This is a genomic window from Mesorhizobium sp. WSM4842, from assembly GCF_055901575.1.
Genome location: NZ_CM148372.1, coordinates 1885001 through 1899088, shown reverse-complemented (window position 1 = coordinate 1899088; position 14088 = coordinate 1885001). Strand labels below are relative to the sequence as shown.

Sequence of the window (14088 nt, the reverse complement as noted above, 5' to 3'; positions counted from 1 at the left end):
CAACAAACCGGCCGCGTAGCCACGGCTTTGGATCCCCGTAGCTGGGATAACGAATGACGTTGGTATCGCAGATGCGAGTAAGTTACGTCAATGGTGATCTTATCCCATCAAATCTAGCTTGCAATCTGATCCGCGTTGAGTAAGTTTCACCAATTGCCGTGGCAAAATGGCATTTCGGGAGGGTATCCGTTGAGCGACTCCGGCCGCCAGCGTCAGATCGTAGACTTGTTGCGGGATCGCCCCTTCGCCTCGGTGCGCGAGCTGCAGGAGCGGCTCGGCGTGTCGGCTGCGACGGTGCGGCGCGACATCGACAAGATCGACGAGGCCGGCGAAGCACGGAAGGTCTACGGCGGCATCTCGGCGCTCGATGGCGCTTCGCAGGCGGGTGTCGCCTTTGCCAGGCCTTACGACGAGAACCGCGATCTCGCGGTCGAAGCCAAGCGGCAGATCGCCGCTCTCGCTGCGACCATGGTGCGCGATGGCGACGCCGTCATCGTGCATGGCGGTTCGACCTGTTTCCATCTCGGCGCCAAACTCGCCGACCGCAACATCCGGCTCTACACCAATTCGATGCCGCTCATCGCCTATTTGAGCGACCACGGCCATTGTAGCCTAACCGTTGCCGGGGGTGAACTTCATCGCGAGCCTGGCATCATTCATTCGCTCACCCAGACGGTGCCTTTCTACGCATCGAAGTTCTTTCTTGGCGCGCAAGGCATCAGCCCGGAGGGCGTGCTGGAATCGCATCCGCTGCTGGTCCGCTCCATCGTCGAACTCAGCCTATGCGCCGACCAGATCGTGGTGCTGGCCGACAGCCGCAAACTGTCGATCCACGCGCGCAACGTCGCGCTGCCCTTGTCGCGCATCGGCACGCTGGTGACCGACGACGGTCTTTCCGATGCCGACGCACGCATGCTCGAAAACGCCGGCGTCATGGTGCGGATCGCCTCTGCCTCGGGAGCCGTCCAGTGAAGGTGGCCGTCCTCGACTTCGGCAAGACCAACTCGAAGCTGTTCGTCTTCGGTCAGGACGGGCAGATTCTGGGTGAGCGCCGGACCCAGCCGAACTGGACGCGCGAAGGCGGCTTCAGCGTGCTCGACGAAGCAGCGCTTCACGATTGGGCGGCTCGCGCCGTCGGCGAAGCGGTCGACAATCATGGTGTGGAAGGATTGATGGTTTCGGGCCATGGCTGCACCTTTGCCTTGGTCGACGATGCGGCGCTGACGCATCCGATCCTCGACTACGAGCAGGAGCCACCGGCCGAGATTGCCGCGCAGATCGATCGCCGCATTCCGGATTTCGCCGAGACCTTCTCGCCGCGCCTGCCGCTCGGCTTCAACTATGGTCGCCACATGCTGTGGCTGAAGACGGTGCAACCAGGCGTGTTCGCCGCCGCCAAATCGATCCTCGGTTATCCCCAATACTGGAGCTGGCGCTTTGGTGGCCGGGCGGTGTCGGAGGTGTCCTATCTCGGCTGCCACTCGCATCTGTGGGCGCCGCGCAAGCGCGATTTCTCCTCGCTGGTTGACGCCGAAGGATGGCGCGGCCAGATGCCCGCCTTCGAACGTGCCGGCGCGGTGATCGGCGAGCATCGCTTTGGCGGGGCGACACGGCCGATCGCCATTCACAACGGTGTCCATGACAGCAATGCGGCGCTCCATGCCTATCGCCGGCAGGAGCTTGGCCCGGTCACCGTCGTCTCGACCGGCACCTGGGTCGTCGTGCTCAATCCGGACTGCCCGCTCGACGCGCTCGATCGCGATCGCGACATGCTGGTCAATGTCGATGTCGACGGTGGCCCGGTGCCGACCATCCGCTTCATGGGCGGCCGTGAATTCGCGACGATCAGCGCCGGCTGGCAGGGGGCAATCGACCGCTCCACAGTACAGCAGGTGATCGACGCCGGCATCATGGCGCTACCGAGCTTCGCGCCAGGTGGGCCGATGCCTGGCCATCCCGGCGAACTGGTCGGGCGCACACCCACAGCGGAGGAACGCGCGGCCGTGGCGCTGCTCTACGTCGCGCTGATGGTCGATCTGTGTCTCGACCTGATCCATTCGAACAACACCATAATCGTCGATGGCGGGCTGAACAGCGGCGGCCTGCTCGCCAGCCTGCTGGCGCAGCTGCGTCCCGGCCAAGCGTTCATGCAAGGCGCCACGCTGGAGGGCAGCGCCACTGGAGCGGCGGCTCTCGCCTTCGAGAGTGTTGGACGCGAATTTGCCGCCGAGGCGCCGGAGCCTGTTCGTGCTTCAAGCCTCACCGGGCTTGCCTTCTATCGCGACAGCTGGCGCGGCCTTTCCGCCGACCGAGGCATCGTTGGTGCAGCAGCGGGAGGCACGCGATGACCGCCGCCGCCCGAATCGAAACAGTGCGCCAGTCGGTGCTGGAGATGCGGCACATCTCCAAGACGTTCGGCCCGATCCGCGCCTTGCAGGATGTGTCACTGACCGTCCACGCCGGCGAACTGCACGCGCTGATGGGCGAAAACGGCGCCGGCAAGTCGACGCTGATGAAGGTGCTGTCCGGCGCCTATCGGCCAGATCCCGGCGGCGAGATTCTGATCGATGGCATACCAGTCGCCACCGGCGACCCGATCAAGGCACGCGCCAACGGCATTGCCGTCATTTATCAGGAGCTGTCGCTGGCGCCCAACCTGACGGTCGCCCAGAACATCTTCCTCGGCAACGAGCCGAGACGGTTCGGCATCGTCGACCGCGACCAGCGCAACCGGCGCGCCAAGGAAATCGTCGCGCGGCTCGGCGTTTCCTTCCCGGCGCGCGCCTCGGTCTCCAGCCTGTCGCTTGGCGAACGCCAGATGGTCGAAATCGCCCGCGCGCTGTCGACCAGCGCGCGCATCATCGTCATGGACGAACCGACGACCTCGCTGACCTCGCGCGAGACTGACAGGCTGTTCGAGGTGATTGCGACGCTGAAGTCGCAGGGCATCGCCATCATCTACATCAGCCACCGCATGGAAGAGGTCTACCAGCTTGCCGACCGCGTCAGCGTGCTCCGCGACAGCGGCTATGTCGGCACGCTCGATCGCGCCGATCTGAACGCCTCGCGCCTCGTTTCGATGATGGTCGGCCGCGACCTGTCCGCCTTCTACAGAAAGGATCACCGCCCGCCGGACAGCAACCGAGCGATCGCATTGTCGGTGCGCGACATGTCGGATGGCAATCTCCTGAAGGACTGTTCCTTCGACCTGCACAAGGGCGAAGTGCTGGCGCTGGCCGGCCTTGTCGGTTCGGGCCGCACCGAGCTCGTACGGCTGATCTTCGGCGCCGACAGGCACACGTCAGGCACGTTGGAACTCGACGGCAAGCCGATAGCCATCGGCTCGCCGCGCGAGGCGCTGGACGCCGGCATTGCCTATCTTACCGAAGACCGGAAGGAACTCGGCCTGTTCCTCGACATGTCGATTTCCGACAATATCAGCATGGGCGTGCTCGCCAGGGATGCGCAGGCCGGAGGCTTGCGCGACTTCGCGACGGCCGAAAAGCGCGCCGCCAAGGCCGTTTCCGACCTCTCCATCCGCACCAGGTCGGTGCAGGCCAATGCCGGCTCGCTGTCGGGCGGCAACCAGCAGAAGGTGCTGCTCGCCCGCCTGCTCGAAACCGAACCGCGGGTCCTCATCCTCGACGAACCGACCCGCGGCGTCGATGTCGGGGCGAAGTCGGAAATCTACCGGCTGATCGACGATCTCGCCAAGAAGGGCATCGCCATCCTGATGATCTCCAGCGAACTGCCGGAGGTGATCGGCGTCGCCGACCGCGTGCTGGTGATGCGCGACGGCACTATCGCTGGCGAGGTGACGGCATCCGAAGGCCAGCCGCTCAGTCAGGAGGCAATCATGGAACTTGCAACGGGAGCGGCCAAGGGATGACCGACAAGGCAACCGAGATGAGCGCGGGCGACCAGGCCGTCGGCAGAAGCCGGCGGCTGCGCACCGCCTTCGCCGCCCTTGGCATGCTGCCGGTTCTGATCCTTTTGGCGGCCGGCTTCCAGATCATGAACCCGCGCTTCCTCACCGAGACCAACCTGTTGATCGTCACGCAGCAGTCGTCGATCAACATCGTCCTTGCGGCCGGCATGACCTTCGTCATCCTGACCGGAGGCATCGACCTGTCCGTCGGCTCCATCCTTGCCGCATCGGCGATGGTGGCGGTGATGGTGTCGCTGGTGCCGGAGTGGGGCATGCTCGGCGTGCCGGCGGCCATTCTGGTCGGCCTCGGCTTCGGCGTCATCAACGGGCTGCTCGTCGCCTATATCAAGCTGCCGCCCTTCATCGTTACGCTGGGTTCGCTGACCGCCGTGCGCGGCGTCGCCCGCCTGCTCGGCCAGGACACCACGGTGTTCAACTCGGACCTGCCGTTCGACTTCATCGGCAACGGTTCGCTGTTCGGCATTCCCTGGCTGGTCATCATTGCTCTGTCGGTCGTGGTGCTGTCCTGGCTGGTGCTCAAACGCACCGTGCTCGGCACCTGGATCTATGCCGTCGGCGGCAATGCCGAGGCCGCCCGCCTCACCGGCATCAAGGTGCCGCTGGTGCTGCTCTTCGTCTATGGCGTTTCAGGCCTTCTGGCCGGTCTTGGCGGCGCCATGTCGGCGGCCCGGCTCTATGCCGCCAACGGGCTGCAGCTTGGGCAGTCCTACGAACTCGACGCCATTGCCGCGGTCATTCTCGGCGGCACCAGCTTCGTCGGCGGCGTCGGCTCGATCTGGGGCACGCTGATCGGCGGCCTGATCATAGCGGTGCTCTCCAACGGGCTCATCCTGGCCGGTGTTTCCGACATCTGGCAGTACATCATCAAGGGATTGGTCATCATCGTGGCGGTCGCCCTCGACCGCTACAGGCTCCAGGCAGGAGCAAGAACGTGATTGACCTTAGTCGCCGGCGTCAACGACCCGGTTTCATGTAACGCACCGTGAGAGGCGCGGGGCATCAGGAGGAAAACAATGAAGACCATCGCTAAACTGCTCTGCGGCGTTGCCCTCGCGGCCGTCGCCATCGCACCGGCTTCGGCCAAGGATCTGAACAAGGTCGGCATATCGGTCGGCCTGCTCGGCAACCCGTTCTTCGTCGCCACCATCAAGGGCATCGAAGACGCGGCCAGAAAGATCAATCCCAATGTCGAGGTGACGTCGGTGTCGGCCGACTACGACCTCAACAAGCAGGTCTCGCAGGTCGACTCCTTCATCGCGGCCGGCGTCGACGTGATCATGCTCAACGCCGTCGATGCTAAGGCCATCGCACCAGCGGTTAAGAAGGCGCAAGCGGCGGGCATCGTTGTTGCCGCGTTCGACGTCTCGGCGCCAGGCGCCGACGTCACCGTGATGACCAACAACGTCAAGGCCGGCGAAGCGGCCTGCCAGTACCTCGTCGACCAAACCGGTGGCAAAGGTGACTATGTCATCCTGAACGGCCCTGCATCGTCGTCGATCCTGGAGCGGGTGAAGGGCTGCAAGGACGTGCTTGCGAAGCACCCGGATATCAAGATCCTCTCCGACGACCAGAATGCCGAAGGCTCGCGCGACGGCGGCCTAAAAGTGTTCCAGTCGCTGCTGACCCGTTTCGACAAGATCGATGCGGTATTCGCCATCAATGATCCGACGGCGATCGGCGCCCAACTTGCGGCCAAGCAGCTCAACCGCTCGGAGTTCATCTTCACCGCGGTCGACGGCGCGCCCGATATCGAGAAGGAACTCTCTTCCGGCACGTCGATGATCAAGGCCTCGGCCTCGCAGGATCCTTACGTCATGGCTGGCCAGTCGCTGCAGATGGCAGCCGAAGTGCTTGCCGGCAAAAAGCCGGCCGAGGCGACGGTGCTGCTCGACCCGCAGCTGATCACGGCAGAGAATCTGAAGGACTACAAGGGCTGGACCGCGGCCCGCTAGCTTAGAGCCTCCCAAGGCTGGTGCGGCCGGGACGACCGGTCGCACCGTTTTTTTGTTTGAGCATCGGATTTTCCCAAAACCGGTTTCCACTTTTGGGTCCGATGCTCTCGACCAGCAGGAGACGATCATGTCGCGCATTGGAATCCATTCTTTTGTCTGGTCGGCGAGCTCGGTGCAAGGCGACCTCGAGCGGACGCTGGCCAACACCAAAGAGGCCGGCTTCGACCTGATCGAATTCTCCTATCTCGACCCTGCCAATGTCGATATTGGCGGACTGGCCAGGCGCATCGCCGAGCTCGATCTCGGCGTGGCGATCAGCATCGGACTACCGGCCGACGGCGACATTTCAAGCGCCGACAAGGCGATTGCCGCGCATGGCGTCGAAATCCTGAAACGCACGATCGCGCTCACCCGCGATCTCGGCGGCCAGAAGGTCGCCGGCATCCTCAGCACCAGCCATGGATTGCAGGCGCAGGCGCCGACACGCGATCAATGGAACCGCAGCGCCGGAACGCTTGCCAAGGTCGCGGAGACCGCCAAAGCCGCCGGCGTTACGCTCAACCTCGAGATCGTCAACCGCTTCGAGAGCAATCTGCTCAACACCGCCGCGCAAGGGCTGGCGTTCATCGAGGACACCGGTTCCGACAACATCTTCCTGCATCTCGACACTTTCCACATGAACATCGAGGAGGCCGATATCGGGCTGGCCATCCGCCATGCGGCTGACAAGATCGGCTATGTCCATATCGGCGAGAGCCATCGCGGCTTCCTCGGCACCGGCAACATCGACTTTGCCGCGATCTTCGATGCGTTGACCGCAATCGGCTATAGCGACGACCTCAGTTTCGAATCCTTCTCGTCCGAGATCGTCGACGAGAACCTGTCGAAGAAAACCGCCATCTGGCGCAATCTGTGGACCGACAATATGGAACTGGCCCGGCATGCGCGCCGCTTCATCGCCATCGGGTTGGAGACGGCACGGCGCAAGGCCGAGCTTGTTTCATCAAGCCATCGACCTTAGCACCAGCCGATGTTGATCGCCCGGGCCTTCCTGTTTGCGATCCTCAGGCCAGCTCAAAACGTTCCACAGCGCGCATGATGCCACGCAGTTCGGCGAGGCCTTTCAGGCGGCCGATCAACGAGTAGCCGGGGTTGATCCTGGTCTTGCCGATATCGTCGGCAAGCAGATGGCCATGATCGGGTCGCATGGGAATCCGCCAATCGGCGCGACCTTCCCTACGGCGACGTGTCTCTTCCTGCATCAAAGCGAGGATGACATGCGCCATGTCGGTGCCGCCCTCCAGGTGCTCGGCTTCATAGAAGGAGCCGTCATCCTCGATGGTTACATTGCGCAGATGGACGAAATGGATCCGGTCGGCGAATTCCTTGACCATGCCGACAATGTCGTTGTCGGCGCGCGTACCATAGGAGCCGGTGCAGAATGTCAGGCCGTTCGCCGGGCTGTCGACGGCGTTGAGGATGAAACGCGCGTCCTCGGCAGTCGAAACGATCCGTGGCAAGCCATAGAGCGAGAATGGCGGGTCGTCGGGATGGATGCACATGCGCACTCCCTCCTGCTCGACCACCGGAATGATCTCGCGCAAAAACCAGGCAAGATTGTCGCGCAACTCCTTCGGCCCGATCGAGTCATATTCCGCCAATGCCTCGCGAAAACTATCACGGTCGTAGCTGCGCTCGGTCGCCGGCAGGCCGGCAATGAGATTGCGCTCGATCCTGTCGATCTGCTCGTCGCTCAGTTCCTTCAGTCGCGATTCCGCTTCGGCGACACGTGCCGCGCTGTAGCTGGCTTCGGCATTCCTGCGCTTCAGGACGAAAATGTCGTATGCGGCAAAATCGATCGCATCGAAACGCAGGGCGTAGCCCGTCGTTGGAAGCCGATATGCAAGGTCGGTGCGGGTCCAGTCGACCACCGGCATGAAATTATAGCAGATCGTCGCAATGCCAGCCTTGGCGAGCGCACGGATCGTGTCCTTGTACCAGCCGACATAGCGAAGCCTTTCCGCCGAGCCGATCTTGATCGAATTGTGGACGGGAATGCTCTCCACGACCGACCAGGTCAGCCCTTCGGCCTCGATGATCCGCTGGCGCTCCAGGATGTCCGTCAAAGGCCAGGCGCGGCCGTCGTAGATATTATGCAGGGCGGACACGACGCCCGTGGCTCCGGCCTGCTTGACATGATCGAGCGTCACCGGGTCGTTCGGGCCATACCAGCGCCAACACTGTTCCATCGAGGCTTTCCCTTTGCGATAAAACAGAACCGTATTGTTGGGCCACAATGGAAGTCAAATTAAAGGAGTTTGCGCAATGAAGGATTTCGACGGCAAGATCGCTCTGGTGACGGGGACGACCGGGATCGGCCTGGCGACCGCCAGACGTCTTGCTGCGGGCGGCGCGGCGATCATCGCCTGCGGCATCGATCGCGCGGCCAACGCGGCGATGACAGCGGAACTGGACAGCTCCGGCGCTGGGGCGCTGGTCATGACCGTCGACGTCTCCGTGCCGGATCAGGTCCGCGACGCGGTCGCAGCCGGTGTCGAGCGGTTCGGCGGCCTCGATATTATCGTCAATTCCGCGGCAGTCCATCCGTACGGCACCGCTGTGAGCACCGATTTCGACATCTGGAACCGGGCGATGTCCGTCAATGTCGGCTCGATCTACCTGACCGCGCATTTCGGTATTCCGGAAATGCTCAGGCGAGGCGGCGGCGCCATCGTCAACGTGGCTTCGGTGCAAGGTTTCGCCTGCCAGCAGAACGTCGCCGCCTATGCCACGACCAAGGGCGCCATCCACACATTGACGCGCGCTCTGGCGCTCGACCACGCGCGCTCTGGCATTCGCGTCAATTCCGTCAGCCCGGGCTCGATCCGCACCCCGATCCTGGAAAAGGCGGCGCGCGGCGAAAACGGCACCGACGCCGATGTCGAGGCCGCCTACAAGCGCTTCGGCGAAGCGCACCCCATCGGGCGCATCGGCGAGCCGGAGGAAGTGGCGGAACTCATCGCCTTTCTGTGTTCGTCGAAAGCCGGGTTCTGCACCGGCGCGGACTACAGGATCGATGGCGGCCTGACTGCCGGCATCGGCGTGAAGTAGAACGGGAAAATCGGTCTCGGCTTTACGGGAGACGTTGTCATCGGACGATATTCGGGCAGCCGCCACACGTAGCACCGACGGCGAACCAACAGCGCATAACATGCGCGAGCGCGAATAGTGCACTTGCAGCCGGTTCAACCGTCTGATTCCCTTGGTCACGCTCGGCTGTCCTGATTCGCGCACTGTCCAAAGTCTTTGCAGTGCGCCGGGAACAAGCCTTCCACCGACCGCTGCGCTTGCGCATTCAAGGGGAGAGACGGCAAATGAACACTGCAACGAGGCCGGCAATCTCGGAGATGAGGCCCAAAATATCCGTCATCGGGGTTGGCGGCGGTGGCGGCAACGCCATCAACAACATGATCGCCGAAGGCTTGCAGGGCACCGAATTTATCGTTGCCAACACCGATGCCCAGGCGCTCACCATGTCGAAGGCAACGCGGCTGATCCAATTGGGAGCGCACGTCACGGAAGGCTTGGGTGCAGGCTCCCTACCCGATGTCGGCCATGCCGCGGCCGTCGAATCGATCGACGAAATCATGGATCATCTCGCGGGAACGCATATGTGCTTCGTGACCGCGGGCATGGGAGGCGGAACTGGAACCGGTGCAGCACCGGTCATAGCGCAGGCCGCGCGCAACGCGGGAATACTGACCGTGGCCGTCGTCACCAAGCCGTTCGTCTTCGAAGGAAACCGCCGAATGCATGCCGCCAATGAGGGCATCGAGCGGCTGCGCGAAAGCGCCGATACCGTCATCGTCATACCGAACCAGAACCTTTTCAGGATCGCCGATGCCAGGACGACCTTCGCGGACGCTTTCGCGATGGCGGACCGCGTTCTCTACGCTGGCGTCGGCTGCATCACCGATCTCATCGTCAAGGAAGGCCTGATCAATCTCGACTTTGCCGATGTGAAGTCGGTGATGCGCGATATGGGTCGCGCGATGATGGGGACCGGCGAAGCCACCGGGGAGGACCGCGCCAGGAAGGCAGCCGAAGCGGCGATCGCAAACCCGCTTCTCGACGAAGCCTCCATGATGGGCGCCAAGGGCGTCCTCGTCTCGATATCGGGCGGCACTGACATGACGCTGTTCGAGGTCGACGAAGCCGCCACCCGTATACGCGAGGAGGTCGACGCCGATGCCGACATCATCGTCGGCGCCATTTTCGACAAGGCGCTCGCAGGAAAATTCAGGGTGTCGGTCGTTGCGACGGGATTGCGGCGGGGGCTTGAGATTCCGCTGACGGTGGGGTTGGAAAACCGTATCAACTGAACCAGGCGCCATGGCAGCGCCGGCGGTAGCAATTCGACTTGAAAGTCCGCCGCTCCGGACACCGCCGCCAGACGGTGGTCGGGCGGAACGCCCAACCGCAATTGTTGCGGGATGAGCCTGCGGAGCAAGTTGTCGGTTTTGCCTGCGCGACTCTTGCTGTCGAATTGGAACGCCAGCCAGCGCTCACGGCGCCGGCCGCGTGAACAGGGTGCGGAACAGCTCCTCGGCACGTCGCAGGACTTCATCTGTCAGAACTACCGACTTCGCCTTGATCGCTGGGTTGGCGATCAGCCCCTTCTGGTGCAAGCGATCCAGAGCATCCCAATCCAATCCCTTCCAGGCGCGCCTCTCTTCATGCAGCGTTGGCCAAAGCAGCCCCAGAACGGCATTGTCGATCTTGTCGGTGTCCATCTCCATGCCAGGCAGTTTAACACGGGAAGACGGCGCCTGCCGAGACCCACACCATCGGGTAACTTGACGAGCATCAAAAACTGGCCGCGCCAGGCCGCAAACGCAAAACGGCCCGCACTGAGGCGGGCCGTTTTGTGTATTTGGTTGCGGGGACAGGATTTGAACCTGTGACCTTCAGGTTATGAGCCTGACGAGCTACCGGGCTGCTCCACCCCGCGTCAACTTGACGGCGAATGCCGGCCGGGCAGCCCGGACTTTTTGGTTTGTCCGTCCTCGAGGCCTTCGGCCTTTGCGGGCGGACGGGGCGCTGCTCCACCCCGCGTCAACTTTTCAAGCAAGTCAGCGCTTTACTTAGGTACAAGTTTCGCCAAATGAAAGGGCCGCTTGCGCGGCCCGAGCTCCCGTTTGGCGGGCCTTTTGGTAGAGAGAAGATTTGGATTTTTGCGACGTGCGTTTTGCAGACCTGGCAGCGACCTACTCTCCCGCGTCTTGAGACGAAGTACCATCAGCGCTGGAGCGTTTCACGGCCGAGTTCGGAATGGGATCGGGTGCAGCCGCTCCGCCATAACCACCAGGTCGGCAAAGCGCACGTTGCTCGAGAAGCTTTTTGAGCGAATAGCCAATAGTGAGTAGCGAATAGGGAACCCTATTTTCTGCTCTCTCTGAGCTGTTCGCTGGTCTTATGTGTGCCTTTACCGTTCTTTTGGTCTTGGCGCCTTTCGAAGCGAAGCTTCGCAAGGTCGACCGACCGTCGGCGCCGATGCGCCGCACCCACGTAGCGCCGCCCGCAGGGCGGAACAAGCGTGAGTGAGAACAGACCATCTCGGCGCAATCCGAAGGATTGCGCTGGCGATGGGCATAAGGAATGAGAACGATCAAGCCGATCGAACTATTAGTACCGGTAAGCTTCAAGCGTTGCCGCTCTTCCACACCCGGCCTATCAACGTGGTCGTCTTCCACGGTTCTCAGGGAATACTCGTTTTAAGGTGGGTTTCCCGCTTAGATGCCTTCAGCGGTTATCCCGTCCGGATATAGCTACCCTGCTATGCGGCTGGCGCCACAACAGGTCCACCAGAGATCCGTCCATCCCGGTCCTCTCGTACTAGGGACAGATCCTTTCAATATTCCTACACCCACGGCAGATAGGGACCGAACTGTCTCACGACGTTCTGAACCCAACTCACGTACCGCTTTAAATGGCGAACAGCCATACCCTTGGGACCTGCTCCAGCCCCAGGATGCGATGAGTCGACATCGAGGTGCCAAACAACCCCGTCGATATGGACTCTTGGGGGTCATCAGCCTGTTATCCCCGGCGTACCTTTTATCCGTTGAGCGATGGCCCTTCCACGCGGGACCACCGGATCACTATGACCGACTTTCGTCTCTGCTCGACTTGTCAGTCTCGCAGTCAGGCAGGCTTATGCCATTGCACTCAGCGAACGATTTCCGACCGTTCTGAGCCCACCATCGCGCGCCTCCGTTACTCTTTAGGAGGCGACCGCCCCAGTCAAACTACCCACCATACATTGTCCCGGACCCGGATAACGGGCCGCGGTTAGACATCCATAGTGATAAGGGTGGTATTTCAAGGGTGGCTCCACCTGAGCTGGCGCCCAGGTTTCAAAGCCTACCACCTATCCTACACATGCCACTACGAATGCCAATGTAAAGCTATAGTAAAGGTGCACGGGGTCTTTCCGTCTAACCGCAGGAACCCCGCATCTTCACGGGGAATTCAATTTCACTGAGTCTATGCTGGAGACAGCGGGGAAGTCGTTACGCCATTCGTGCAGGTCGGAACTTACCCGACAAGGAATTTCGCTACCTTAGGACCGTTATAGTTACGGCCGCCGTTTACTGGGGCTTCGATTCAGAGCTTGCACCCCTCCTCTTAACCTTCCAGCACCGGGCAGGCGTCAGACCCTATACGTCGTCTTGCGACTTCGCAGAGCCCTGTGTTTTTGATAAACAGTCGCTACCCCCTGGTCTGTGCCACCCTCCTCCACTTGCGTGGAAAAGGGTCACGCTTCTTCCGAAGTTACGCGTGCAATTTGCCGAGTTCCTTCAGCATAGTTCTCTCAAGCGCCTTGGTATACTCTACCAGTCCACCAGTGTCGGTTTCGGGTACGGTCTATAAGGAGGAGCTATTTCCTGGAACCACGCAGCAGCCCGTTCAATCCGATAAGATTGGACTACCTCAATGATCCGTCACTTCCTCCAGGCCCACGAATATTAACGTGGTTCCCATCGTCTACGCATTTCTGCCTCGACTTAGGGGCCGGCTAACCCTGCTCAGATTAGCTTTAAGCAGGAACCCTTGGACTTTCGGCGGGGGAGTCTCTCACTCCCCTTACGTTACTCATGTCAGCATTCGCACTTCTGATACCTCCACCACCCCTCACGGGTATGGCTTCATCAGCTTACAGAACGCTCCGCTACCGCTCGTGATTGCTCACGAACCCTAAGCTTCGGTGTATGGCTTGAGCCCCGTTACATTTTCGGCGCAAAGACCCTTATTTAGACCAGTGAGCTGTTACGCTTTCTTTAAATGATGGCTGCTTCTAAGCCAACATCCTGGTTGTTTTGGGATCCTCACATCCTTTCCCACTTAGCCATAACTTGGGGACCTTAGCTGTAGGTCAGGGTTGTTTCCCTTTTCACGACGGACGTTAGCACCCGCCGTGTGTCTGCCGACTAGTACTCCCAGGTATTCGGAGTTTGGTTAGGTTTGGTAATCCGGTGAGGACCCCTAGCCCATCCAGTGCTCTACCCCCTGGGGTATTCGGTCGACGCTCTACCTAAATAGATTTCGCGGAGAACCAGCTATTTCCGAGTTTGATTGGCCTTTCACCCCTAGCCACAAGTCATCCCGAACTATTGCAACAGTTATGGGTTCGGTCCTCCAGTAAGTGTTACCTTACCTTCAACCTGCTCATGGCTAGATCACTCGGTTTCGGGTCTAATGCGACGAACTGAACGCCCTGTTCAGACTCGCTTTCGCTGCGCCTACACCTAGCGGTTTAAGCTTGCTCGTCACACTAAGTCGCTGACCCATTATACAAAAGGTACGTGGTCACCCAGGACGAACCTTGGACTCCCACTGTTTGTAGGCAATCGGTTTCAGGTACTCTTTCACTCCCCTTGTCGGGGTGCTTTTCACCTTTCCCTCACGGTACTAGTTCGCTATCGGTCATGCACGAGTACTTAGGCTTGGAGGGTGGTCCCCCCAATTTCAGACAGGATTTCACGTGTCCCGCCTTACTCGAGGACGATGATTTGCATTACGCGTACGGGGCTGTCACCCACTATGGCCCTACTTTCCAGAAGGTTCCGCTTGTCTCATCATCGCCACTGGCCTGGTCCGGGTTCGCTCGCCACTACTGCCGGAGTC

Annotated in this window: 10 protein-coding genes, 1 tRNA gene and 2 rRNA genes (1 of these 13 running past the window's edge); 8 read left to right on the top strand and 5 right to left on the bottom strand. The window is 61.2% G+C overall.

Going from position 1 to position 14088, the window contains the following annotated elements; genetic code table 11:
- The first annotated feature begins 189 nt into the window (after nt 1-189).
- From AC0NIE_RS09100 to AC0NIE_RS09075, 6 genes are all read left to right on the top strand, one after another.
- Nucleotides 190-972: a DeoR/GlpR family DNA-binding transcription regulator gene (locus tag AC0NIE_RS09100; RefSeq protein ID WP_473487798.1), complete on the top strand. Its 783-nt coding sequence runs from the start codon at nt 190-192 to the stop codon at nt 970-972.
- The gene (locus AC0NIE_RS09095) at nt 969-2348 is read left to right on the top strand and encodes an FGGY-family carbohydrate kinase (protein ID WP_473487797.1); all 1380 of its coding nucleotides are present in this window, start codon (nt 969-971) and stop codon (nt 2346-2348) included. Before AC0NIE_RS09100 ends, AC0NIE_RS09095 begins: the two co-directional genes overlap by 4 nt.
- Complete coding sequence (locus tag AC0NIE_RS09090; RefSeq protein WP_473487796.1) at nt 2345-3889, top strand: sugar ABC transporter ATP-binding protein; 1545 nt, start codon at nt 2345-2347, stop codon at nt 3887-3889. Before AC0NIE_RS09095 ends, AC0NIE_RS09090 begins: the two co-directional genes overlap by 4 nt.
- The gene (locus tag AC0NIE_RS09085; RefSeq protein WP_095493261.1) at nt 3886-4884 is read left to right on the top strand and encodes an ABC transporter permease subunit; all 999 of its coding nucleotides are present in this window, start codon (nt 3886-3888) and stop codon (nt 4882-4884) included. Before AC0NIE_RS09090 ends, AC0NIE_RS09085 begins: the two co-directional genes overlap by 4 nt.
- Before the next feature lie 78 nt (nt 4885-4962).
- Entirely contained in the window at nt 4963-5901 is a 939-nt protein-coding gene (locus AC0NIE_RS09080; RefSeq protein WP_123151633.1) for an ABC transporter substrate-binding protein, read from the top strand.
- A gap of 127 nt (nt 5902-6028) precedes the next feature.
- On the top strand, nt 6029-6922 hold the full coding sequence (locus tag AC0NIE_RS09075) for a sugar phosphate isomerase/epimerase family protein (RefSeq protein ID WP_473487795.1): 894 nt from the start codon (nt 6029-6031) through the stop codon (nt 6920-6922).
- A gap of 43 nt (nt 6923-6965) precedes the next feature.
- On the opposite strand, the gene uxuA is transcribed toward AC0NIE_RS09075, so the two are convergent.
- Entirely contained in the window at nt 6966-8150 is a 1185-nt protein-coding gene (gene uxuA, locus AC0NIE_RS09070) for a mannonate dehydratase (RefSeq protein WP_473487794.1), read from the bottom strand.
- A 76-nt stretch (nt 8151-8226) separates the two neighbouring features.
- Here uxuA and AC0NIE_RS09065 point away from each other — a divergent pair, with 76 nt between their 5' ends.
- Both AC0NIE_RS09065 and ftsZ read left to right on the top strand, forming a co-directional pair.
- Entirely contained in the window at nt 8227-9012 is a 786-nt protein-coding gene (locus AC0NIE_RS09065) for an SDR family NAD(P)-dependent oxidoreductase (RefSeq protein ID WP_473487793.1), read from the top strand.
- A gap of 263 nt (nt 9013-9275) precedes the next feature.
- Nucleotides 9276-10283 carry a cell division protein FtsZ gene (gene ftsZ, locus AC0NIE_RS09060; protein WP_123151630.1) on the top strand — a complete coding sequence of 336 codons (1008 nt, stop codon included), beginning with the start codon at nt 9276-9278 and terminating at the stop codon, nt 10281-10283.
- Nucleotides 10284-10466: 183 nt separating this feature from the next.
- Here the strand turns inward: ftsZ and AC0NIE_RS09055 are convergent, their stop codons facing one another.
- The 4 genes from AC0NIE_RS09055 to AC0NIE_RS09040 all read right to left on the bottom strand — a co-directional run.
- On the bottom strand, nt 10467-10700 hold the full coding sequence (locus AC0NIE_RS09055) for a DUF6429 family protein (RefSeq protein WP_473487792.1): 234 nt from the start codon (nt 10698-10700) through the stop codon (nt 10467-10469).
- 135 nt (nt 10701-10835) lie between these two features.
- Nucleotides 10836-10912 (bottom strand) — tRNA-Met (locus AC0NIE_RS09050).
- Between the two features lie 243 nt (nt 10913-11155).
- Nucleotides 11156-11270 (bottom strand): 5S ribosomal RNA (rrf, locus tag AC0NIE_RS09045).
- Nucleotides 11271-11565: 295 nt separating this feature from the next.
- Nucleotides 11566-14088 (bottom strand): 23S ribosomal RNA (locus AC0NIE_RS09040) (it continues 297 nt past the right edge of the window).

Bases quoted from the DNA above. Each gene is read 5' to 3' on its own strand.
- AC0NIE_RS09075 (WP_473487795.1), top strand. From the start codon at position 6,029: ATGTCGCGCATTGGAATCCATTCTTTTGTCTGGTCGGCGAGCTCGGTG.
- AC0NIE_RS09090 (WP_473487796.1), top strand. From the start codon at position 2,345: ATGACCGCCGCCGCCCGAATCGAAACAGTGCGCCAGTCGGTGCTGGAG.
- AC0NIE_RS09055 (WP_473487792.1), bottom strand. From the start codon at position 10,700: ATGGAGATGGACACCGACAAGATCGACAATGCCGTTCTGGGGCTGCTT.
- AC0NIE_RS09080 (WP_123151633.1), top strand. From the start codon at position 4,963: ATGAAGACCATCGCTAAACTGCTCTGCGGCGTTGCCCTCGCGGCCGTC.
- uxuA (WP_473487794.1), bottom strand. From the start codon at position 8,150: ATGGAACAGTGTTGGCGCTGGTATGGCCCGAACGACCCGGTGACGCTC.
- AC0NIE_RS09065 (WP_473487793.1), top strand. From the start codon at position 8,227: ATGAAGGATTTCGACGGCAAGATCGCTCTGGTGACGGGGACGACCGGG.
- AC0NIE_RS09085 (WP_095493261.1), top strand. From the start codon at position 3,886: ATGACCGACAAGGCAACCGAGATGAGCGCGGGCGACCAGGCCGTCGGC.
- ftsZ (WP_123151630.1), top strand. From the start codon at position 9,276: ATGAACACTGCAACGAGGCCGGCAATCTCGGAGATGAGGCCCAAAATA.